Raw genomic sequence first — 22,220 nt, forward strand, 5'->3', positions numbered from 1 at the left:
CCGCCGACGCGCCTACGCGGAGTCGGGCTACGGAACCACCAGCGGCTCCGCGGAGCGCGAGCGCGCGGAGACGTCGGCGGCCCAGCGGATGGGGCCGGCGGACGGTGTCCACCCGGTCAGCAATGACGAGACCTTCGCATCCATCCGGGTGCGCAACCGGTCGAACGAGTCGCGGTAGTCCTCGCCCACCTGGCCGAGCAGCAGCCACCACGCCCAGGCGACGGCGCCGGCGTTGGCGATGAAGTCGGGGATCACGGCGATACCGCGGGCGGTGAGATCCAGTTCGGCGTCGGCGGTGGTCGGAGCGTTCGCGGCTTCCACCACGATCCGCGCTCGGACGTCGCCGCACCCTGCGCCGGTGATCGCATACGACACGGCCGCGGGGACCAGGATGTCGCACGCGGTCGCCAGAACTGCCTCGCGAGGCAGGCGCATCACCCGCGACGGCACCGCGGTCCGATCGATCTCGCCGTACTCATCCCGTGCGTCGAGCAGCCCGGGGACGTCGAGCCCGTCCGGGTCGTAGAGCGTCCCGGCGGCATCGGCCAAGGCCACCACGCGCGCACCGGCTTCGTGCAGATAGAACGCGGCGCCGCCGCCCATCGTCCCGGCGCCCTGGACCGCGATCGTCGTCTCCGGCACCGCCCAGCCGCGAACCCCGGCCGCGGCCAGAGCGGCCTGCGCGACGCCGTAGCCACCGACCACGTCGCCGAGGCGTCCTCCGGGCGCGTAGGCGTTGAGACCCGCGAAGACGCGGTCGGCGGTCGCGCGCGGGTCCGGCGACCGCTCGATCGCCGCGTGATACGACTGCCGCATCCCGAGACGGGCGAAGACGGTGTCGATCCGCTCCTGCGACACTCCGAGATCCTCGGCGGTGACCCAATGGTTGTCGAGGAAGGGACGCATCGCCTCGCAGTAGCGGGTCAGTACATCGACGGCCCGCGGATCCTTGGGATCGAAATCGATGCCGCCCTTCGCACCGCCGACGGGCAGGTCGAAGGCCGCCGTCTTGTTCGACATTCCGCGTGCCAGATCGGCCACCTCGTCGACGGTGCAACCCGCGCGCATGCGAGTTCCGCCGGTCGCCATCCCGTGCACCAGAGTGTCGATCACGAGGTAGCCCACGGCGCCGGTCTCGTCGTCGACCCATTCGATGCGCAGAAACGGCGGTCGACGCCCGCCGGAGCCGGGCGCGGGCAGGACGGTCTCGTGCAGAACGCCCTCGGTCGGGGGCAGACCGCCTGCGGCAGCCGGGTCGGTCGGGGTGAGCGTCATGGCCGGTCCTCCTCACGGTCGATCTCGCGGGTGCGTACATCCGCCGTCGTCCTCATCATCGGATTCCGGATGCGCCCGGGTCCATGTGGAATTTGTGAAGACGACCGTTCAGCTTTACCGATTAGGCTCGATGCATGGAGGTCTCGCTGCACCGCCTGAAACTGCTTCGGGAGCTTCGGTACCGCGGCACGGTCACCGCGGTGGCCGACGCCCTCCACTATTCGGCGTCCGCAGTGTCCCAACAGCTTTCGCTCCTGGAGCGGGAGGCGGAGACTCCGTTGTTCGAACGGCACGGACGCCGCATCTCACTCACCGAGGCCGGCATGGTGCTCGCCGATCACTCCGAGTCGATCCTCGACGCGGTCGAGAGCGCGGGCAACGCGATCGAATCACTGCGCGGTGCCTCGTCCGCCACGCTCCGCGCCGGCGTGTGGGCGTCGGTGGCGACGGGGCTCCTGCCGACCGGACTGGCGATTCTCGAACGGCGAGCGCCGGGAGTCTCGGTGCGGTCGGTGGAACTGGCGCCCGAGGCGGGTTCCGATGCGGTGCGCGACGGTTCGCTCGACCTCTCATTCGTCATCGACTACTCGAACTACGCGATGCCGCGGATCCGCACCCTGGAACGGCAGACGATCGCGGTGGAGCGGATGTACGTCGCGGCGCCCGCGGGTGCCGCCGGTCCCGACCCGATCGACCTCGCGGGACTGGCTGCCGACGCATGGATCCTGTCCGACTCGCGTTCGCACTTCGGCCGCGCGGTGCGCCTGGCATGCCGGGAGGCGGGATTCGAACCGGATGTGCGGCACGTCGTCGGCGAGCAGTCGACCGCGCTGGCGCTCGTCGCCGCCGGTCAAGGTGTGACACTGGTGTCCGACCTCGGCGGGATGACACCGCCGCCGGGCGCGGAGCTGACGCCGCTGGCCGGGAGATTCGAGCGCAACCTGTCGATCGCGTACCGCACCAGGGACTCGGACCGATCGTCGCTGCAGGCGTTCATCGACGCGATGGCCGAGGCTGCGCTGGAAGTGGGACTCCGGGCTCCGGGCGGTCAGCGGCCGGGAACGTAACCGCGTTGCTTGTCGACGGCGGGCCCGGGATCGCGCCCTGCGGCGTAGTCGGTCAGCATGCCGAGGAACTGGTCGGAGAGCGTGCCGCGCCAGCCGATCACGTCGCCCGACATGTGCGGGCTGATGTGCGCGCCGGGCAGCGTCCACAGCGGGTCATCGGCGGGAAGCGGCTCGGTGTCGAGAACGTCGAGATGCGCCGAGAGCCGTCCGGCCGCGATCTCGGCGGTGAGCGCGGACTGATCCACCAGGGCGCCTCGCCCGACGTTGACGACGTGCGCGCCGTCGGGCAGGGTCGCCAACTGCCCGGCGCCGAGCATCCCCCGAGTCGTCTCCGTCAGGGGCGCGACCATCACCAGGTGGTCCACGTCGGTGAGGTGGGCGGCGAGGTCGGCCGAGTCGACGACCACGCCGAAGTCGGGATCGTCCTCGCGGGGCCGTCGGCCGGCACCGCGCACCTGCAGCCCCACGCGCCGCAGCAGCCGGGCCGTGGCTCGCCCGATGCCCCCGGTTCCGACCACCAGCGCACGGCGGCCGGCGACGCGCCGGGTCTCCCGGTGCACCCACCGCTCCTCGCGCCTGAACTCCTCGGTCTCGTGGAGGAGCTTGTCGTGCGCCAGAATGCAGGCCAGCACGTATTCGGCGATCGGCTCGTCGAAGACGCCGCGCGCATTGGTGACCCGTACGGACGACGACCGGAGCCCGTCGAACAGGATCGCGTCCACGCCGGCCGCGGCCACGTGCACCCATCGCAGCGCGTCCGCCGCGTGCCAGGCGCGCGACAGGGCGTCGGAGAAGATGTCCCAGACCAGCAGGACGTCGGCGCCGGGTAGCGCGTCGGCGAGGGTGCCGTCCGTCGCGGTGCGGATCTCGGCGATCCGGGCCATCGCGTCGAGGTCGGCTGGCGGCTCGACTCCGTCGGCGGTGAGCAGGACGACGATGGGTCTGCGGTCGGACATGGTTCCACCGTAACGGTCGCCAGATTGTCGACAATCCTACCGTTGACAGTCGATGTGCGGGGGGACACACTGACCACATGAGCAGCGCGTCCCTGTCTCCGGTTCTGAAGCAGGCGACTCCGGTCGTCGTCGACCACGCGTCCGGATCGTGGATACACGGCACGGACGGCCGCCGCTATCTCGACTTCACCACGGGGATCGGTGTCACCAGCACCGGTCACTGTCATCCCGACGTGGTGGCCGCCGCGCAGGAGCAGTGCGCCAAGATCATCCACGCGCAGTACACGACGGTGATGCACCAACCGCTGTTGCGGCTCACCGAGAAGCTCGGCGAACATCTGCCGGACGGGATCGACTCGGTTTTCTACGCCAACTCCGGGTCGGAGGCGGTCGAGGCCGCGGTCCGGCTGGCGCGGATGGCGACGCGGCGCCAGTACATCGTCACGGTGCAGCGCGGATTCCACGGCCGCACCGTGGCCGCCGCCTCGCTCACCTCGGCGGGCACCAAGTTCTCGGCCGGGTTCGGACCGCTGATGGCCGGTGTCGCGACCACCCCGTTCCCCGACGCCCTGCGGCTGGGACTGTCGGAGGACGAGGCCGTCGACTACGCGCTTAAGGAGTTCGACTACCTCCTCGGCACTCGGATTCATCCCGACGAACTGGCCGCGGTTCTGATCGAACCCGTCCTCGGCGACGGCGGATACCTCGCGGTCCCGCCCGCATACCTCGCCGGCCTGCGCGAGCGGACCCGACGGCACGGCGCGCTGCTGGTGCTCGACGAGGTGCAGGCGGGCGTCGGTCGCACCGGACGATTCTGGGGGCATCAGCACACCGACGGGCTGGTGCCCGATGTCATCATCACCGCCAAGGGCATCGCCTCGGGGTTTCCGATCTCGGCGATCGCGGCGCCCGAGGCGATCATGGCGAAGGCCTGGCCGGGGTCGCAGGGCGGGACCTACGGCGGCAACGCGGTCGCGGCGGCCGCCGGCGTGGCCACGCTCGAGGTGATCGAACGGGAAGGGCTGGTGGAGAATGCGCGCGTACGCGGCGCGCAATTGCTCGACGGCCTGCGCGCAGGGCTCGACGGCGTCGATGAGATCTGCGACATCCGCGGAACCGGACTGATGCTGGCCGTCGAATTCGGCGATCCGACGGCCAATGCGGGGAGCCCGGACTCGGCCGAGGCGGTGCGGCTGGCGGGCGCCGTGCAGCGGGCGTGCATCGACGAGGATCTGCTGACCCTCACCTGCGGACCCATCGGGGCCATCGTCCGGATCATCCCGCCGCTGACCGTCACCGCAGACGAGGTCGCCACCGGCACGGAGAGATTCATTCGCGCCGTGGAGCGTGTAGTGGGAGGCTGATCTCATGACAGTCCCCGCCGCGCTGATCGATGCACTCCGCGCGGAAGGACTGGCCCCGGAGTCCTCTCCGCGGCGTCTCGCCGAGTACTCCTACGACGCCTCCAACTACCGCGTGGTGCCCGCGGCGGTGCTCTTCCCCCGGTCGGAGGGAGAGGTGTCCGCGGCGCTCACCGTCTGTCACCGTCTCGGAGTGCCGGTGACCGCCCGCGGAGGCGGCACCTCGATGTCGGGCAACTCGATCGGTGACGGACTGGTCATCGATCTCTCGCGCCAAATGAACCGGGTGCTCCGCGTGGACGAGGAAGCGGGTACGGCCACGGCACAGGCCGGGGTGGTGCTCACCGCGCTGCGGGCAGCGGTGCACGCGTCCACCGGCGATCGCCTGACCTTCGCCCCGGACCCGTCGAGCCAGACCCGTGCCTGCCTCGGCGGGGCTGTCGGCAACGACGCCTGCGGCAACCACTCGGTGCGCTACGGCCGTACCGCCGATCACGTCGTCGAACTCGCCCTGGTCACCGCCGACGGACTGCGGGTCACCGCCACCCGCAACGGAATCAGGGCCACCGATCCCGCCGACACCCAGGCCGCGGCGCGCGCCGAACACCTCGAGTCGGAGTTGCGCGCGCTGGCCGCCGACCACCTCGCCGCCATCAGGACCGAGCTGGGACGCATTCCGCGGCAGGTGTCCGGCTATCACCTCAGGCATCTGCTTCCCGAGGAGGGCTTCGACGTCGCCCGTGCGCTGGTCGGCAGCGAGGGAACGTGCGGCGTCATCACCTCGGCCAGGGTCGCGCTGGTACCGCGGCCCGCGACCACCTCGCTGATCGTGGCCGGATACGCCGACATCGTCGACGCGGCGCGCGACGTGCCGTTGCTGCTGCTCCACGGACCCACCGCCGTCGAAGGGGTCGACGAGGTGATCGTGGAGACGATGCGCCGCCGGCGCGGCGCCGACGCGGTGGCCGATCTGCCCTCCGGGCACGCATGGCTGTTCATCGAGACCGACCGCGGTGCCGACGCGGCCGATGAACTGGTGCACGAGCTGCGGACCGCCGGACACCCGGTCGACGTCCGCCAGGTGCACGATCCCGCGGAGCGCGCCGACCTGTGGCGCGTACGCGAGGACGGCGCCGGACTCAGCTCGCGGCTCACCGATCCCGCGACGGGCGAGACCATCTCCACCTGGCCCGGCTGGGAGGACGCCGCCGTGCGGCCGGACCTGCTGGCCGACTACCTCGCCGACTTCCGCGACCTGCTCGGCCGGCACGGTCTCACCGGCGTAATGTACGGCCACTTCGGCGCCGGCTGCATGCACATCCGAATCGACTTCGATCTGCGGACCTCGCAGGGGCGCACCGTGTTCCGCGAGTTCTGCACCGATGCCGCGCACCTCGTGGTGCGCTACGAGGGCTCGCTCTCCGGGGAGCACGGCGACGGACGCGCGCGGTCGGAGCTGCTGCCGATCATGTACTCCGACGAGATGCTGACGGCCTTCGACCGCTTTGCGTCGATCTGGGACCCTCGGGGCCTGCTCGCGCCGGGCGGACTCCGGGCCACCCGGCCGATCGACGCCGACCTCGCGCTGGCCGACGTCGACCCGCATCCCGCCCAGTCGTGCATCGGCATCGGACGGTGCCGGACTCACTCGGGCGGAGTGATGTGTCCGTCCTACCGGGCCACCGGCGACGAGAAGGACTCCACGCGCGGCCGCGCGAGGGTGCTGCAGGAACTGGTCCGGGGCGGTGCCGCCGCGGACTGGGACTCACCGATGGTCGCCGAATCGTTGGAGTTGTGTCTGGCGTGCAAGGCGTGCTCGTCCGACTGCCCGACGGGTGTGGACATGGCGGCGATGAAGTCCGAGGCGCTGCACCGCAGATATGCCCGACGGCTGCGGCCGCGGGCGCACTACACGCTCGGTCTGCTGCCCACGTGGCTGCGGTTCACCCCGTACGCCGCCGGACCGCTGAACCGGCTGCTGGCCTCGCGGGCCGGCCGCGCCGGTGCGCGGCTGGGCGGTCTGGCGCAGGGCCGGGTGCTGCCGCAGTTCGCGTCCGCAGCGCGGCTGCGCGCCGAACTCGGACGCGCTCCGGACAGTGTCGGCGCGCCCGGACCGGCCGAGGTGGTGCTGTTCCTCGACTCGTTCACCCGGGGGCTGCGTCCGGAGGTGGCCGGTGCGGCTGTCCGGGTGCTCGGCGGCGTCCACGCCGCGGTCGCCTGCAGCGAGCACCACTGCTGCGGGCTCACTCAGATCACCACCGGTCGGCTCGACGCCGCCCGCAGGACGTTGCGGCGCACGGCCCGGCATCTCGACGCCCTCGACCCGGAGGCGCCGATCGTCGTCGTGGAGCCGAGCTGCGCCGCGGCACTGCGCGAGGATCTGCCGCGACTGCTCTCGGAGGAGTCGGTGGGTGCGGCCGATGCGGAGCGGGCACGCCGCGTGGCGGCGCGCGTACGATCGGTGGCGGTGCACCTGGGGCGCCTCGCAGAGCAAGGGCGTGCGCCACAGTGGCCGGACGGACCACCTGAGGCGGTGGTGCTTCAGACTCACTGCCACGAATACGCGACCTTCGGAAACCGGGTCCAGCGTGCGACGCTCACCGCACTCGGCGTCGGCAGCATCGTCGAGGCGACCGGGTGTTGCGGTGTGGCAGGCGATTTCGGTTTCACCGCCGGTCATGAGGAGGTGTCGGACGCGGTGGCCGAGCAATCGCTGGCGCCCGCACTGCGGCGTCATCCCGACACTCCGGTGCTCACCGACGGCTTCTCGTGCGCCACCGCGATCCGTCGCCTCGCCGTCACCGATCCGGCCGCCGGCGGAGCCACGGGCGCCGACCGGCGAGGACGGCATCTGCTGGAACTGCTCGACCCGGACCCACTCGAATCGCACTCCGCCGACCCCGCGGCCGGCGGGGGAGGACCCCGATAGCTCAATCATCACAGGAGGTATGTCATGACCCGTTCCGTCGCCGACATCATCGCCGGTCTAGGCACCGGCATCCACATCGACGGACGCTGGCGCCAGGCGTCTTCCGGCAGCACGTTCGACGTCGAGAACCCGGCCACCGGAGAGGTGCTGGCGACGCTCGCCGACGGTGGCGAGAGCGATGCGGTCGCGGCGATCGACTCGGCGGCGGCACACCAGCGCGAGTGGGCGGCGACCCCCGCGCGCGAGCGGTCGGAGATCCTGCGGAGAGCGTACGAACTCCTCACCGAACGGGCTGACGAGGTCGCGGCGGTGATGACCGCGGAGATGGGCAAACCGCTGGCCGAGTCCCGCGGCGAGGTGGCGTACGGCGCCGAATTCTTCCGCTGGTTCGCCGAGGAGGCCGTGCGGATCCGCGGCGATGCGCGGCGCAGTCCCGACGGCAAGTCGCGGATCATCGTCACCCAGGAACCGGTGGGACCGTGCATCCTGATCACGCCGTGGAACTTTCCGCTCGCGATGGTCGCGCGAAAGATCGGGCCGGCCATCGCCGCCGGTTGCACGATGGTCTACAAGCCGGCCAGCCTCACCCCGCTGACCTCCCTGTACGTCACCGATCTGCTGCGCGAGGCGGGGCTGCCCGACGGAGTCCTCTCGGTGGTCTGCACCTCGTCGGCCGGCTCGGTCGTCGAGCCGTGGATCGATTCGGGCAAGGCGCGCAAGCTGTCGTTCACCGGCTCCACCGACGTCGGCAAGTCGCTGCTCGAACAATGCGCCCGCGGAGTGCTGCGGACGTCGATGGAACTGGGCGGCAATGCCCCGTTCATCGTCTGCGAGGACGCCGATCTCGATGTCGCGATCGAGGCAGTCCTCGCGGCCAAGATGCGGAACATGGGCGAGGCGTGCACGGCCGCCAACCGGATCCTGGTGCACCGTTCGGTGATCGGAGACTTCGCCGGGCGGCTGACTACCCGGATGTCGGAGCTGACCGTCGGAGACGGGGCGGTCGACGGCACCGATGTGGGTCCGTTGGTGAACCGCGCCGCCGTCGACAAGGTCGACGATCTGGTGCGCGACGCCGTCTCCCGCGGTGCGGAGGTACTGTGCGGCGGCGAGCGGCCCGAGGGGCGCGGATGGTTCTACCCGCCGACGGTCCTGACCGGCGTCGCGTCCGACGCCGAGATGGTGCGCACGGAGATCTTCGGGCCGGTGGCCGCGTTGGTGCCGTTCGACTCCGACGACGAGGCCGTCGAACTCGCGAACAACACGGAGTTCGGTCTCGTCTCCTATGTGATGACCGAGTCCGCGGATCGCGGCTTCTCCATCGCCGAGCGACTGGAGACCGGGATGGTGGGATTCAACACCGGGCTGGTCTCGAATCCCGCGGCACCGTTCGGCGGCGTGAAGCAATCGGGTCTCGGCCGGGAGGGCGGATTCTCCGGCATCGACGAGTTCTTGGAGACCAAGTACGTGGCGATGCCGGTGCGGAACGCGACCTAGGCCCGCTACGGCAGGTGGCCGGCGGCCGGTTCGGCTGTGCCGCCGGTCAACCGGGCCAGCCCGTCGCTCATGTGCGCTTCCAGGACGGCGACCGCACGAGTCCGGTCGCCGGCGCGAACGGCGTCGGCGATCTCGCGGTGCTCCGACACCCGGTCCGAGCCAGGAGCGTATGTCGGCGCCATGGCCCGAAGACACATGCTCGTCTCGACGATCACCGTCTCGTGCACCCGCGAGAGCCGGTCGCTCTCGGCGGACTCCACGATGGTGCGGTGGAACTCCAGGTCGGCGGCCATCATCGCAGGGGAGTCGCGTCTCGTCGCAGCCGCCGACATCCGCGCGACCACGGCGTCGAGACGGTCGGCGCATGACGGCCCCGTTCCGGCCGCGAGGATCCGCTCCACCGCGGCGCGTTCGATCGTCGTACGCAGCAGGTACATGTCGGCGACGGCGTCGGCGGTCAGTTCGGGAACGAACAGGCCCCGATTGCGGCGCGAGATCAGGAGTCCCTCCTGGGTGAGCCGCTGCATCGCCTCGCGCAACGGTCCCCGGCTGACTCCGAGCTGCTTCGCCAGGGTGGCTTCGCCGAGTTGGGATCCGGGCGGGAACTCTCCGGCGGAGATCGCCCGGCGCAGGGCGCGGGCGATGATCGCGGGGGTCGATTCCTGGACGACGGGTTCCAACGAACTCGCCGGACGGTCGCTCGCTGTCATCACGCTTCCCGTCATCCCGCTTCCCGTCTTCACGCTTCTTCGGAGCATGCGTGGATCCGCGGTCGCGGTACGCGGTCGGCGACTGCCGCCTGCAACGCGGCTCCCGCCCGCATCACCAGCAGATCGGCGAAGCGCGGTCCGATGAGCTGAGCGCCGACCGGAAGGCCGCTGTCGGTGACGCCGCACGGCACCGACAGTGCGGGTTGCTGAGTCATATTGAAAAGGTAGGTGTACGGCGTCCACGAGGTCCAGTCGTCGTCGGGCCATCCCGGAGGGACGTCGCTCCCGACCGGGAATGCCGGCACGGGGGTGGTGGGAGTCAGCAGCAGGTCGTAGTCCGTGTGCAGTGCGCCGAGTTGAACGCCGAGCGCCATCCGCACGGCGACGGCGTCGAGGTAGTGCTGCGCGGTGAACTCCGAATGCCGGTGCAGGGCCGCGCGAAGGGAGGGGTCGATCCGGTCGGACACATCGTCGCCGAACGGCTTCAGAACGGCCGCGGCTCCGGCGAACCAGAGGACGTGGAAGGCATCGGCCGGGTCGGCGAGTTCCAGCGTCACTTCCTCGACCCGCGCGCCGAGGCTCTCGAGCGTCCGTGCCGCGGCGCTCACCTCTCGCTCGACGTCTCGATGGTTGGTGCCGAAGCCGAGGTCGCGGCTGTACGCGATCCGCAGGCCGGAAAGCGGGCGGTCGGCGCGGGTGCCCTCGAGCACGGCCGCGAGAAATCCCCCGGGCTCGGGGGCCGTCGCCTGTGCCGGCACCGCGGACCAGTCGCGGTAGTCCGGCCGGACCAGCACATCCATATACGCGGCGGCGTCCGTGACAGTTCGGGTCATCGGACCGGCGTGCGCGAGGGTCCCGAACGGGCTGGACGGGTACATCGGCACCACGCCGTAGGTGGGTTTCAGCGCGACCGTTCCAGTGAAGGAGGCGGGGATCCGGACCGACCCGCCGCCGTCGGTGCCGACCGACAGCGGGCCGAGTCCGGCGGCGACGGCGGCCGCCGACCCGCCGCTGGATCCACCGGGAGTCAGTGCCGGGTCGTAGGGGTTCCGCGTTATCCCGGTCAGCGGAGAATCGGTCACCGCTTTCCACGCGAACTCGGGTGTGGTGGTCTTGCCGAGGACCACGCAGCCGGCATCGCGCGTCGCGGCCACAGCGGGGGCGTCGTCGGTCGGAGGGGCGGCCGCCTGCCCGTCTGCCAGCAGTCGCGAGCCGCGGAGCGTCGGGTGGTCCGCGGTGAGGAAGATGTCCTTGATCGTCACGGGTACGCCGTCGAGCGGGCCGAGCGGATCGCCGTGCCGGTAGCGTTGCTCGGCGGCGCGCGCCGCGGCACGGGCTCCCTCGGGATCCACCAGGCAGAAGGCGTTCAGCACGGGGTCGAGGCGAGTGATTGCGGCAAGAGCTTCTTCGGTCGCCTCCACCGGCGAGAGGGTGCCGGCGCGATAGGCCTCGGTCAGCTCCAATGCGGTGAGTGTGCAGGTGCTCGCGTGCGGTGTGCTCATGACATCGACCGTCTCTCTCGATCGCGGTCTGTTGATTGTCGACAATCCTACGCAGGCGAGTCGGTTCGTCAAGGGTCTCCGGCCTGTGCGGGGTAGTCTTCTGAAAATGCTGCCCGCCGCGGGCCGGCGACGCCCGGCGCTACGACCTGCACGTCTGATCCTGATCGGCTTCGTTCTCGTCATCGTCGCCGGAACCGTGCTGCTGACGCTTCCGACGTCGTCGGCCGACGGACGGGGCACGGGCCTGGTGGCGGCGTTGTTCACCGCGACGTCGGCGACCTGTGTCACCGGGCTCTCGGTCGTCGACACCGCCGAGCACTGGTCGGGCTTCGGCCAGGTGGTCATCCTGGTGTTGATTCAGGTGGGCGGACTCGGGGTGATGTCGCTGGCGACGATCTTCGGTCTGCTCATCGCACGGAGGGTGCGGCTGCAGACACAGATGGCGGCGCAGCGGGAATCGAAGTCCACGGTGTTCGGCGACGGCCGGCGGGTGATTCTCGGGGTGATCGGCACCACGGTGGTGATCGAGGCCGTGGTCGCGGCGATTCTCGCGGTCCGGTTCGCGACCGGCTACGGCGAGTCGACGGGGCGTGCCGCCTACCTCGGCGTCTTCCATGCGGTCTCGGCGTTCAACAACGCCGGGTTCGCCCTCTTCAGCGACAACCTCGTCGGCTTCGTCGGCGATCCGTGGATCATCGTGCCCGTTTCGGCGGCGCTGATTCTCGGCGGACTCGGTTTCCCCGTGCTCTTCGAGCTGGCGCGCGAGATGCGCCGCGCCGGACTGAGGCTGCGGGGTGTGGGCCGCGCCGCCCGGCTGCGGCTGTCGTTGCACACCCGGATGACACTGGTCACCTACGCGGCGCTGGCCGTGGTCGGCGTGGTGGCGCTGACCGCCACGGAGTGGACCAATCCGGCCACGCTGGGCCATCTGGGACTCTCCGACAAGCTGCTCGCCGGCATGTTCTCCGGAGTCTCGCCGCGCACGGCCGGATTCAACAGCGTCGACGTCGGCTCGATGAAGTCGAGCTCGCTGCTGGTGACCGACGTCCTGATGTTCATCGGCGGCGGCAGTGCGGGTACCGCGGGCGGCATCAAGGTCACCACCTTCGCGATCCTCGGCTACGTGATCTTGAGCGAGATCCGGGGTGAGCCGAGCGTACATGCGATGAGGCGGCGGATCGGGCCGGACGTCCAGCGGCAGGCGATCACCGTCGCGCTCCTCGGCGTCGGCGCGGTCGTCGCCGCCACGCTCGCGCTGATGTACCTCACCGACTACACCCTCGATACGGTGCTGATCGAGACGGTGTCGGCGTTCGCCACCGTCGGACTGTCGACGGGGATCACGCCGGATCTTCCCGGCGCGGCGCAATTGTTTCTGGTCGGGTTGATGCTGCTCGGCCGCCTCGGTCCGATTACGCTGGGATCGGCTCTCGCGCTGCGGGAGAAGGCCCGCAGATTCGAACGACCCGAGGAGCGCCCGATCGTTGGCTAGGTTCAGAAGGACTCGCGACGACGAGCGGCGTGTGGCCGTCATCGGTCTCGGCCGATTCGGGGCGTCGCTGGCGATCGAGCTCGTGAATCAGGGCGTCGAGGTGCTCGCGATGGACAGCGATCCGGCCCTCGTGCAGCGATACTCCGACGACCTGCCGAACGCCGCGGTGATCGATTCGACGGATCCACAGGCGCTGCGCCAGTTGGGCGTCGAGACGTTCGATCACGTGATCGTCTGCATCGGGGCCGACCTCGAGGCCAGTGTGCTGACCACGTCGGTGCTCGCCGATCTGGAGGTTCCCGACATCTGGGCGAAGGCCTTGTCGCGTCAGCACGGGAGCATCCTCACTCGCGTCGGCGCCCATCACGTCGTGCTGCCGGAGCACGAGATGGGCGAGCGAGTGGCGCATCTCGTCATCGATCGGCGGCTGCTCGACTACGCGGAGTTCGACCACGAGTTCGCGATGGGGAAGTCGTCGGTACCGCACGACCTCGTCGGTCTCGATCTCAAGTCGAGCCGAGTGCGGAGCACCTACGGCGTCACCATCGTCGCGATCAAGAAGGGTGACGGCGCGTTCGAGTTCGCCGGCGTCGACACCGTGGTTCATGAGGACGATGTGTTGATCGTCGCGGGTCCGAGGCGGGCCGTGGAGCGGTTCGCGGACAACAAGTGAGCCCAGAGCTCGAAATTCGCCGATTTCTCCCATAACTCCTGGTCGGGCCGGGTATTCACGGCGAACGCCGACAACTGTCCAGATAACGGTTTTGTAACGAAAACCCGTCATTCTGTGATGGATCTGACACGAGGGCGCAACGTGATTAACGCGTTCGGTTGACAACTGATCGGACGACCTCCCCGATAGAGAAAAGAGTAGAAAATGGCAGACGGCCCGCTTCGCCTCGAAATCGACTTCTTGACCCCGATCATGGACGCTCTCGGTTCCAGCGGCGGCAGCAGCGGTGGAGACACCCCGGCGACGCCGTAGTTCGAGACGACGTAGCTCGATTCGACGAGAGGTCGCTTCGCTCATTGCGAAGCGGCCTCTCGGCTTTCTTCCGGCACCCGGTGCGGTCGAGCACCGGATCGCAGCGATGGGACCGCATGAATGACCGAGATCGTCACCCTTGATGACACCGACCTGACCGAGGCCGTGCGGCTCGCCGCCCACGGGATCCGGGAGATTCCGCTCTACCAGTGGTTGCTGGGCGAGCACGTCGGCGATTCGGACAAGCGGGAGTGGCTCGCTCGCCTGCTCCTTCGTCCGTTGCTGAGAGTCGGGTGTGTCACGGGCGCCCGCAGCGACGGGCGGCTGGTCGGAGTACTCGTCTGGCAGCCGCACGACGTCGATCTGTCGCCAGACGGTGAGCCGCCGCTCACTCCCGCGGACGTCGAGGTGGCGGCACGTACACCGGGTCTGCGCGAGAGGTTGGCCGAGCTCTGGACACAGCCGCCGCTGTGGTCGCCGGTCGAGGACGCGGTCAACTGCACCCTCACCACGGTCGAACCCGGGGGACGCGGCGGTCGCACGCTCATCGACATGATGCGGGTCGTCGAGCGATACTGCGCCGAGCGCGACAGGCCTTTTTACGCCTGGACCGGCTCGCCGGAATTGCGGGACTGGTTCGTGGCGGGTTGGGCGGCCGAGCCCTTCGCGACCACCGATTGGCACGGTAGGACGATGTACGGAGTCCTGTCCGGTCGTCCCCCGGTTCCCGCGGCGGTGCCCCGTGAACGCGACGCGGTGTGACCGGTACGGACCGCACCGTCGTCTGCCGGCAGCAGGATCACGTCCAGCAGCAACGCGGCGGACGCCATCAGGAGTGCTGCGTCCAGGTAGTGGCACGCCATCGCGCCGATGTAACCGGGTCCGCCCCAGGCGTTGACCGTGAAGTTCGGGTCGATCCCGCCGATGACCTGGACGCCGGCGCGGTATACGCAGAACACGAGCAGTGCGGTGGGCGGGAGGGCGGCCGCGAGGCGCCAACGGCTCTGCCCCGCGGCTGAGGCTCTGAGCGTGCGTCGGACACGAAGAGCCGCCCGTCGTCCGAGAGGCAGCAGGACCGCCGGTCTGCGGCGACCCGTGCGACGGCGATGGATGCCGACGGCCATCGCGAGAGCGGCCGCGAGTCCGGCCAGTACCGCGTGTTGCCACCACGCCGATGTACCGGCCTGATGCTGCTCGTGAACGGGCGAGCGCCCGGCGTAGAGGAGTGCACCGTGGATCAGTCCCGCCACGAAAGCGGAACCGAACAGCGCTGCCGACAGCGACGAGATGGACGAGATGTGGGAACGACTGCTGCAGGGACGTGAAGTGGAAGTGCTCATGACTCAACGGTGCCGCCGGCGGTCTCGGCTGTCGTCGGCTTACGAGCCGGTTTCTCGGCGGTACTCCGAGTCGATCCGCTAGCCGGGGTGGTACCGGGGGAGGACGTCAGGCGAGGACTCCGGAATGACGCGGCCGGAGCCTCATCCCTTCTAGATTGAGAGACATGGCAGATCCCGTGCATCCGTCGACAGTGCCGTCGGCGCGACCGCCGTGGCACGTTCGAATCGAGAACCGGTTGGGCGCCGGCGGATTCGCGATGCTGGTGGATCTGACGATCGCAATCACGTGCTTCGCGCTGTTCACCGGGCCACTGCTGCTCGGGGTGGTCGACCGTCACGGGTCTCCGGCCGCGCAAGCCGCGTTCGGGGCGCTGGCCGCGGCTCCGCTGATACTTCGTCGGCGACGCCCCGTCGCGGTTCTGTGCGTGATCACCGCGGTGTCGGTGGCCGCGATGCTGTTACGCGTGCAGTTCACCCCGTTCGTATCCGATGCCGGGCTTGTGTTCCCTATCGCCGTCTACACGGTTGCGGACCGCTGCGCGCGTCGGGTGTCGGCGGTGGTCACTGCGGGCGCGGTGCTGGCCGTCTCGCTCGGCGGAGCGGTCGCCTTCTCGCTGCACCCCGAGATCGAGCAGGACGCGGTTCACCTGCTTCTCGCTGTCCCGGCCTGGATCATCGGCGACGCGACGCGGAGCCGACGGAAGTTCCAGGCTCGGGTGCGGGAACAGGAACGGCTGTCGGCGCTGGAGCGGCAGCGTCGATTGCGAGCCGAGGACCATCTCCGCCTCTCGCGCGAGGTCCACGATGTCGTCTCGCACGGGCTGAGCATGATCGTCGTCCGTGCCGGGATCGGCCGAGTGGTCTTCGACGAGCAGCCCGAGGAGGCACGCCGCGCACTCGCGACCATCGAGACTGCGGGCCGCTCGGCCCTGTCCGATCTCCGCGGACTGTTGCGTGAGATCCGCAAAACTGCGCCGGGCGACGCGGCTGCGGCCCCCGGGTTGGCCGACCTCACCGCGCTCGCGGCGCAGATCAGCGACGATGGGGTGGTCTCGGTGAGAGTCGTCGAGGACGGACCGCCGAGGTCGTATCCGCCCGCGGTGGAACTCTCCGGATACCGAATCGTTCAGGAGGCCGTCACGAACGTCGTCAAGCATGCTCCGGGCGCCGCGGTGACCGTCCGGCTCACCCACCGTCCGGACCACCTGTTGCTGACCGTGTCCGACGACGGCGGACACGGGGCGCCGGCCGATCCGGTCGGCGCCGGGCTCGGCCTCGCCGGAATCGGTGAGCGCGTCGAACTCCTCGGCGGGGACGTCGTCGCCGGTCCAGATCCGGACGGTGGATTCACTGTCCGGGCACGACTGCCCGTGCGGGTGACGGACGCGGCGGGCGCGCCGTGAACGATCCCGCGGACACGACCACCGTGCTGGTGGTGGACGACGAACAGCTCGTGCGCGCCGGATTCCGGCTGCTGATCGACTCGGCGTCCGACCTGACCGCTGTCGGTGAAGCCGGGGACGGAGGCGAGGCGGTCCGCGCCGCCCGCCGGCTTGCGCCCGACGTGGTGGTGATGGACATCCGGATGCCCGGCATCGACGGAATCGAGGCCACCCGTCTGATCGTCGCGGACGACGCCGCGGCCCGAGTGCTGATCGTCACCACGTTCGACGACGACGAATACGTCTTCGCCGCGCTCCGCGGCGGGGCCAGTGGGTTCCTGCTCAAAGACACGCCGCCGGAGCAGATGCTGGAAGCGATTCGCACCGTCGCCCGCGGTGATGCGTTGCTCTCGCCGTCGATCACCAGGCGACTCATCACCGAGTTCGGGCGTTCGCCGGAGCGGCCGGCGGTGCGCAGCGGTGAACTCGACCGTCTCACCGACCGCGAGCGGGACGTGTTCGAACTGGTCGCCGCGGGACTGTCCAATGGCGAGATCGCCGACCGCCTGCACCTCGGGATCACCACTGTCAAGACTCATATCGGACGACTGCTCACGAAGCTCGATGCCCGCGACCGCGTGCACTTGGTCATCTGCGCGTATGAGAACGGTGTCGTCGCGGCGCAGCGCGAACGGTAGAGGTCGGCGTTGCCGCATTCGACTGCATAGTTTAGCCTTGCCTAAATTGTGTCGCGCGGTGGTGCGCGACCGGACAACCGGGCAGACGGTTGTCCCGGGGCGGTCAGGAGTGCAGGAAGAATGAGTCGGAGAACAGGTCAGTCGGGTACCGGTGTCAATTCGCCGACGGTGATCGCCGCGGCCGGTCTGGCTGCCGTGATCTCGTCCCTGATCGTCGTGGTCGGCGTGGTCGCCATGATGCTCAGCGGTGCCGCTCCCACGACTGCTGCGCAATCGCCTGCCACCGTGGTCAGTCTCGGTGACACCCAGCAGGCCCCTGTGGTCCAGGGCGGAACGCAGACCCCGGCGGCCACGGCCGACGCGTCGGCGTCGGTCGCCGAAGACGCGCCGGCGGCCGACGAGTCAGGACTCGCACCCGGAGCCCCCGTCGTCGCCACCCGGCAGCAGGCGCCGACGACCGCTCAGTCGCAGGGAACCGGTCCCACTCCGCCGACGCTCGCCGAGTTCAACGGCCAGTTGACGACGCTGTCCGGCAATTCGTCGTCCGCTCAGAAGGCGAAGCTCCTCGAGGGCGGTTCCCGCGCGGTCGGTCCCATCTCGAAAGTTCTCTACCTGGTGAAGCAGTATTCGTACACCGGCTTCCGGTACCAGGTGGTGGGCCCGTTGACGCAGAAGGGCACCACGGCGAACGCCCGCCTGCAGATGACCCTTCCGGGGTCGGGCTCGCGCTATATCCCGCTGCGGTGGGTGTGGAAGGACGGCGCATGGAAGCTGTCCGACAAGTCGGTGTGCGACATCTCCGCGTACGCGCAGATGCCGTGCAGCTTGTGACGGTGTGACGCGGCCGGAAGCGCGATGAGTGCTCCGGACGAAACGTTCGTCGAAGCGCGGCGTTGAAGACTCGTCGACGTCGGACGACAGTTGCAGGTGGGGCTACATTCGACCTGTGTCCTGTATCACTGACAACCCCTGGGGTTTAGTGGAATGGACTCAACTTTCAGATAGTTGAACAACTCGAGAGGCAAACCTGAGCCTCGTAGACTTAGGTTCGGCAGTGCCGAACCGGACAGCTCAACAGAAAGGCGAATGTCAGTGGACAGCTTCACCCCCACCACCAAGACGCAGGCTGCACTGCAGGCTGCCGTCCAAGACGCGGCCGCGGCGGGCAACCCCGACGTGCGGCCGGCCCACATCCTCGTCGCACTCCTCGAGCAGACCGACGGCATCGCATCGCCGCTGCTCAAGGCGGTCGGCGTCGACCCCGTGCGGATCCGGAACGAGGCCAAGACCCTCGTCGACCGGGCTCCGACCGTGTCGAGTGCGAGCGCGCAGCCGCAGCTGAGCCGCGAGTCCATCGCGGCGATCACCGCTGCGCAGAAGCTGGCCACCGAACTCTCCGACGAGTACGTCTCGACCGAACATTTGATGGTCGGACTGGCCACCGGTGAGTCGGAGACGGCACGACTGCTGGCCGGCGCAGGCGCCACGCCGGAGGCGCTGCGTGACGCGTTCGTGTCCGTCCGGGGCACAGCGCGCGTCACCAGCGAGAACCCGGAAGCGACGTACCAGTCGCTGGAGAAGTACTCCACCGACCTCACCAAGCGTGCCCGCGAAGGCGAGCTCGACCCGGTGATCGGACGTGATTCCGAGATCCGCCGCGTGGTCCAGGTGCTCTCGCGCCGTACCAAGAACAACCCGGTGCTCATCGGCGAGCCGGGCGTCGGCAAGACTGCCATCGTGGAGGGTCTGGCCCAGCGCGTGGTGGCCGGCGACGTCCCGGAGTCGTTGCGCGGCAAGACCGTCATCTCGCTCGACCTCGGTTCGATGGTCGCGGGCGCCAAGTACCGCGGCGAGTTCGAGGAGCGGCTGAAGGCGGTCCTCGACGAGATCAAGGCGTCGGACGGACAGATCATCACGTTCATCGACGAGTTGCACACCATCGTCGGTGCCGGCGCGACCGGTGAGTCCGCGATGGACGCGGGCAACATGATCAAGCCGATGCTCGCCCGCGGTGAGCTGCGGCTGGTCGGTGCCACCACGCTCGAGGAGTACCGCAAGTACATCGAGAAGGACGCGGCCCTCGAACGCCGGTTCCAGCAGGTGTACGTCGGTGAGCCGTCGGTGGAGGACACCATCGGCATCCTTCGCGGACTCAAGGACCGGTACGAGGTGCATCACGGCGTGCGCATCACCGACTCGGCTCTGGTGGCTGCCGCGACGCTCTCCGACCGCTACATCACGTCGCGGTTCCTGCCCGACAAGGCGATCGACCTGGTCGACGAGGCCGCGTCACGGTTGCGGATGGAGATCGACTCGCGTCCGGTCGAGATCGACGAGGTGGAGCGCATCGTCCGGCGCCTGGAAGTGGAGGAGGTCGCCTTGGAGAAGGAGACCGACGCCGCGTCCAAGGAACGACTCGAGGCATTGCGCCGCGAGCTGGCCGATCACCGCGAGAAGCTCAACGAGCTGTCGGCCCGTTGGCAGTCGGAAAAGACCGCCATCGACGCCGTCCGCGATGTGAAGGAGGAACTGGAGCGTCTGCGCGGCGAGGCCGAGCGGGCCGAGCGCGACGGTGATCTCGGGAGGGCCGCCGAGCTCCGGTACGGCCGGATCCCCGGCCTCGAGAAGGAGTTGGAGGCCGCGATCGAGAAGAGCGGCACCGATCCCGACGAGGACGTGATGCTGCAGGAGGAAGTCGGTCCCGACCAGGTCGCCGAGGTGGTCTCGGCGTGGACGGGCGTGCCCGCGGGCAAGATGCTCGAGGGTGAGACGGCCAAGCTGCTGCGCATGGAGGACGAGCTGGGCAAGCGAGTCATCGGTCAGCTCGAGGCGGTCAAGGCCGTCTCCGACGCGGTCCGACGCGCTCGCGCGGGCGTCGCCGATCCCAACCGTCCGCTGGGCTCGTTCCTGTTCCTCGGTCCCACCGGAACCGGCAAGACCGAGCTGGCGAAGGCCCTGGCCGAGTTCATGTTCGACGACGAACGAGCGATCGTCCGGATCGACATGAGCGAGTACGGCGAGAAGCACAGCGTCGCGCGGCTCGTCGGTGCGCCTCCCGGGTACGTGGGGTACGAAGCCGGTGGCCAGCTGACCGAGGCGGTGCGTCGTCGTCCGTACTCGGTGGTCCTGTTCGACGAGGTCGAGAAGGCTCACCCGGACGTCTTCGACGTGCTGCTGCAGGTGCTCGACGAGGGGCGGTTGACCGACGGTCAGGGACGCACGGTGGACTTCCGCAACACCATCCTCATCCTGACGTCCAACCTGGGCGCCGGCGGTGACAAGGATCAGGTGATGGCGGCCGTCCGCGCGGCGTTCAAGCCGGAGTTCATCAACAGGCTCGACGATGTGGTCATCTTCGACTCTCTCTCGCCCGAGCAGTTGGTCCGGATCGTCGACATCCAGCTCGACAACCTGGCCAAGCGTCTGCACCAGCGTCGTCTCGAACTGGAGGTGACGCCGAAGGCCAAGGAATGGCTGGCCGAACGCGGATTCGATCCGCTCTACGGTGCGCGTCCGCTGCGTCGCCTGGTGCAGCAGGCCATCGGCGACCAGCTCGCGAAGGCGTTGCTGGCCGGCAGGGTACGCGACGGCGACACCGTCCCGGTGGACGTCAGCGGCGACGGTGAGACCCTCGTGGTCGGCTGAGCCGAGCCTCGTTGAATCTCATCGGTTGAGTTCCGCCGGTTGAGCGGTACCGATGGAATCGCACAGAGGTCCCGCACTCGGGTTTCGAGTGCGGGACCTCCGTCGTGTGGGATGGATCAGAGGTTCGCGGCCAGGAAGGGAATGACCTTCTCCAATGCCGCACCCGCACCCCGCGGCTGGTCGTACAGGTCGTAGTGCGAGACGCCGGGGAGCACCACCAGTTCCTTGACCTCGGACGCCGCGCGGCGGTTGATCTCGAATCCGTCGCGGTAGGCGCCGAATGCTCCGGGCTTGTCGCCGACGACGACCATGACCGGCTGGGTCAGCAGCGTCTCGGCGAAGGCGAAGGCGTCCCACACCATGGCTGACGCGCCGTGTGCGACGTCGAAGATCGCCTTGCCGTTCGCGGACTGTCCGCGCGGGGTGCAGTAGTAGTCGTAGGCCTCGACGACGTCGATGTCGCCGATCTGCTGCGCGGCCTCGGCCGATGGCGGCAGAGCAGCGCTGATCGCGCCCTCGGCTCCCGCGGCCTCGGCGGTGCGCTGCTCGGCGATCTGTTTGAGCGCGGCCACCGGGCCGCCGGCTGCCGCCGCGTTCTCGCGGACCATGCGACCGTAGTTCACGCCGGTGATCGAGACGACTGTCTTGATCCGCTTCTCACTCTGCGCCGAAGCGAGCACGTATCCGCCGCCGCCGCACACACCCAGCGCGCCGATTCGGTCGGTGTCGACGTAGGGGAGCGTCGTGAGGTAGTCGACCACCCGGCGGAAGTCCTCCACACGCTGGGTCGGATCCTCGATCAGCCGTGGGGTGCCGCCGCTCTCACCCTGAAAACTGGCGTCGAAGGCGATGACCACATAGCCCTCGTCGGCCAGGCGCGTGGCGTAGATGTTGCCCGCGGTCTGCTCCTTGCAGCTGCCGATCGGATGCGCGCTGATGACGGTCGGGTACTTCTTGGATTCGTCGAACGACGGCGGAAAGTAGAGGTCCGCCGCGATCTCCCAGAACATGTCCGGGTTCTGGAACTTGATGTGCTTGATGTCGTTGGACACGTGCTCGCCTCTCTGTCGACTCTCGGCCGATCATGTGATGGGTATGTCTCTGTCGGCCGCTGCATCCAGTCTTCCCACCTCTGTTGACGTGGCCCAGGCCCGGTAGTTGCCTAGGAATAATCCTTCCTGGGTACGAGTCGTGGATGAGATACCACTCGATGAGTCGAACACTTGTGCTATCTAGAAGTCGAATGTAGCATAGATCACAGATCGAGCGTGAAGGTCTCTTCGGGGGATGCTTCGAGTTTTTTGAGAATCGAAAGTGCAGATGGGGTCGGGTGCCGGTCCGGATTCGTCGGACCGGCACCCGGCTCGGGATGACTGTTGAG

16 protein-coding genes are annotated in these 22,220 nt (G+C 69.1%); 11 read left to right on the forward strand and 5 right to left on the reverse strand.

The window, feature by feature from the left end; genetic code table 11:
- Positions 1-27: 27 nt before the first annotated feature.
- On the reverse strand, positions 28-1,275 hold the full coding sequence (locus GSI01S_RS08400; protein WP_006896101.1) for a Glu/Leu/Phe/Val dehydrogenase dimerization domain-containing protein: 1,248 nt from the start codon (positions 1,273-1,275) through the stop codon (positions 28-30).
- A 134-nt stretch (positions 1,276-1,409) separates the two neighbouring features.
- Here GSI01S_RS08400 and GSI01S_RS08405 point away from each other — a divergent pair, with 134 nt between their 5' ends.
- Positions 1,410-2,342, forward strand: coding sequence for a LysR substrate-binding domain-containing protein (locus tag GSI01S_RS08405; RefSeq protein WP_006896103.1), 933 nt, complete (start codon positions 1,410-1,412; stop codon positions 2,340-2,342).
- Here GSI01S_RS08405 and GSI01S_RS08410 read toward each other — a convergent pair.
- Positions 2,324-3,298 carry a D-2-hydroxyacid dehydrogenase gene (locus GSI01S_RS08410; RefSeq protein ID WP_006896104.1) on the reverse strand — a complete coding sequence of 325 codons (975 nt, stop codon included), beginning with the start codon at positions 3,296-3,298 and terminating at the stop codon, positions 2,324-2,326. The two genes, GSI01S_RS08405 and GSI01S_RS08410, sit on opposite strands and share 19 nt — an antisense overlap.
- Before the next feature lie 77 nt (positions 3,299-3,375).
- On the opposite strand from GSI01S_RS08410, the gene GSI01S_RS08415 reads away from it, so the two are divergent.
- The 3 genes from GSI01S_RS08415 to GSI01S_RS08425 are packed head-to-tail and all read left to right on the forward strand — an operon-like array spanning position 3,376 to position 9,085.
- Positions 3,376-4,662: an aspartate aminotransferase family protein gene (locus tag GSI01S_RS08415; protein WP_006896105.1), complete on the forward strand. Its 1,287-nt coding sequence runs from the start codon at positions 3,376-3,378 to the stop codon at positions 4,660-4,662.
- Positions 4,663-4,666: 4 nt separating this feature from the next.
- A complete protein-coding gene (locus GSI01S_RS08420; RefSeq protein WP_006896106.1) occupies positions 4,667-7,588 on the forward strand; it encodes an FAD-binding and (Fe-S)-binding domain-containing protein in 2,922 nt (973 codons plus the stop codon).
- Positions 7,589-7,612: 24 nt separating this feature from the next.
- Positions 7,613-9,085: an NAD-dependent succinate-semialdehyde dehydrogenase gene (locus GSI01S_RS08425; protein ID WP_006896107.1), complete on the forward strand. Its 1,473-nt coding sequence runs from the start codon at positions 7,613-7,615 to the stop codon at positions 9,083-9,085.
- Between the two features lie 5 nt (positions 9,086-9,090).
- On the opposite strand, the gene GSI01S_RS08430 is transcribed toward GSI01S_RS08425, so the two are convergent.
- Positions 9,091-9,795 (reverse strand): GntR family transcriptional regulator, encoded by a 705-nt coding sequence (locus GSI01S_RS08430; RefSeq protein ID WP_039867311.1) that lies wholly within the window; start codon positions 9,793-9,795, stop codon positions 9,091-9,093.
- Between the two features lie 29 nt (positions 9,796-9,824).
- The gene (locus tag GSI01S_RS08435) at positions 9,825-11,297 is read right to left on the reverse strand and encodes an amidase (RefSeq protein WP_006896109.1); all 1,473 of its coding nucleotides are present in this window, start codon (positions 11,295-11,297) and stop codon (positions 9,825-9,827) included.
- Positions 11,298-11,403: 106 nt separating this feature from the next.
- Between GSI01S_RS08435 and GSI01S_RS08440 the strand changes: the two genes are divergently transcribed.
- The 7 genes from GSI01S_RS08440 (at position 11,404) to clpB (ending at position 20,839) form a co-directional block, all read left to right on the forward strand.
- Positions 11,404-12,789 carry a TrkH family potassium uptake protein gene (locus tag GSI01S_RS08440; RefSeq protein ID WP_006896110.1) on the forward strand — a complete coding sequence of 462 codons (1,386 nt, stop codon included), beginning with the start codon at positions 11,404-11,406 and terminating at the stop codon, positions 12,787-12,789.
- Positions 12,782-13,462, forward strand: a complete 681-nt coding sequence (locus GSI01S_RS08445; protein ID WP_233500156.1) for a potassium channel family protein — start codon at positions 12,782-12,784, stop codon at positions 13,460-13,462. The genes GSI01S_RS08440 and GSI01S_RS08445 overlap by 8 nt, the downstream gene beginning before the upstream one ends.
- A 432-nt stretch (positions 13,463-13,894) precedes the next feature.
- Positions 13,895-14,536 carry a hypothetical protein gene (locus GSI01S_RS08450; RefSeq protein ID WP_006896112.1) on the forward strand — a complete coding sequence of 214 codons (642 nt, stop codon included), beginning with the start codon at positions 13,895-13,897 and terminating at the stop codon, positions 14,534-14,536.
- A gap of 742 nt (positions 14,537-15,278) precedes the next feature.
- On the forward strand, positions 15,279-16,517 hold the full coding sequence (locus tag GSI01S_RS08455) for a sensor histidine kinase (RefSeq protein ID WP_081598091.1): 1,239 nt from the start codon (positions 15,279-15,281) through the stop codon (positions 16,515-16,517).
- Positions 16,514-17,194 (forward strand): response regulator, encoded by a 681-nt coding sequence (locus GSI01S_RS08460; RefSeq protein WP_006896114.1) that lies wholly within the window; start codon positions 16,514-16,516, stop codon positions 17,192-17,194. Before GSI01S_RS08455 ends, GSI01S_RS08460 begins: the two co-directional genes overlap by 4 nt.
- Positions 17,195-17,314: 120 nt before the next feature.
- Positions 17,315-18,025, forward strand: a complete 711-nt coding sequence (locus tag GSI01S_RS08465; protein ID WP_006896115.1) for an MTB12 C-terminal domain-containing protein — start codon at positions 17,315-17,317, stop codon at positions 18,023-18,025.
- Between the two features lie 261 nt (positions 18,026-18,286).
- Positions 18,287-20,839, forward strand: coding sequence for an ATP-dependent chaperone ClpB (gene clpB, locus GSI01S_RS08470; RefSeq protein WP_006896116.1), 2,553 nt, complete (start codon positions 18,287-18,289; stop codon positions 20,837-20,839).
- Positions 20,840-20,955: 116 nt separating this feature from the next.
- Here the strand turns inward: clpB and GSI01S_RS08475 are convergent, their stop codons facing one another.
- On the reverse strand, positions 20,956-21,891 hold the full coding sequence (locus tag GSI01S_RS08475) for an alpha/beta hydrolase (RefSeq protein WP_006896118.1): 936 nt from the start codon (positions 21,889-21,891) through the stop codon (positions 20,956-20,958).
- Positions 21,892-22,220: the final 329 nt, after the last annotated feature.

The sequence above is a fragment of the Gordonia sihwensis NBRC 108236 genome (genome assembly GCF_000333035.1).
In the GTDB taxonomy this organism is placed as follows: domain Bacteria; phylum Actinomycetota; class Actinomycetes; order Mycobacteriales; family Mycobacteriaceae; genus Gordonia; species Gordonia sihwensis.

Coding starts and splice junctions, on each gene's coding strand:
- GSI01S_RS08420 (WP_006896106.1), top strand. CDS start 4,667: ATGACAGTCCCCGCCGCGCTGATCGATGCACTCCGCGCGGAAGGACTG.
- GSI01S_RS08450 (WP_006896112.1), top strand. CDS start 13,895: ATGACCGAGATCGTCACCCTTGATGACACCGACCTGACCGAGGCCGTG.
- GSI01S_RS08440 (WP_006896110.1), top strand. CDS start 11,404: ATGCTGCCCGCCGCGGGCCGGCGACGCCCGGCGCTACGACCTGCACGT.
- GSI01S_RS08415 (WP_006896105.1), top strand. CDS start 3,376: ATGAGCAGCGCGTCCCTGTCTCCGGTTCTGAAGCAGGCGACTCCGGTC.
- GSI01S_RS08435 (WP_006896109.1), bottom strand. CDS start 11,297: ATGAGCACACCGCACGCGAGCACCTGCACACTCACCGCATTGGAGCTG.
- GSI01S_RS08465 (WP_006896115.1), top strand. CDS start 17,315: ATGAGTCGGAGAACAGGTCAGTCGGGTACCGGTGTCAATTCGCCGACG.
- GSI01S_RS08405 (WP_006896103.1), top strand. CDS start 1,410: ATGGAGGTCTCGCTGCACCGCCTGAAACTGCTTCGGGAGCTTCGGTAC.
- GSI01S_RS08400 (WP_006896101.1), bottom strand. CDS start 1,275: ATGACGCTCACCCCGACCGACCCGGCTGCCGCAGGCGGTCTGCCCCCG.
- GSI01S_RS08430 (WP_039867311.1), bottom strand. CDS start 9,795: ATGACAGCGAGCGACCGTCCGGCGAGTTCGTTGGAACCCGTCGTCCAG.
- GSI01S_RS08410 (WP_006896104.1), bottom strand. CDS start 3,298: ATGTCCGACCGCAGACCCATCGTCGTCCTGCTCACCGCCGACGGAGTC.
- GSI01S_RS08455 (WP_081598091.1), top strand. CDS start 15,279: ATGGCAGATCCCGTGCATCCGTCGACAGTGCCGTCGGCGCGACCGCCG.
- GSI01S_RS08425 (WP_006896107.1), top strand. CDS start 7,613: ATGACCCGTTCCGTCGCCGACATCATCGCCGGTCTAGGCACCGGCATC.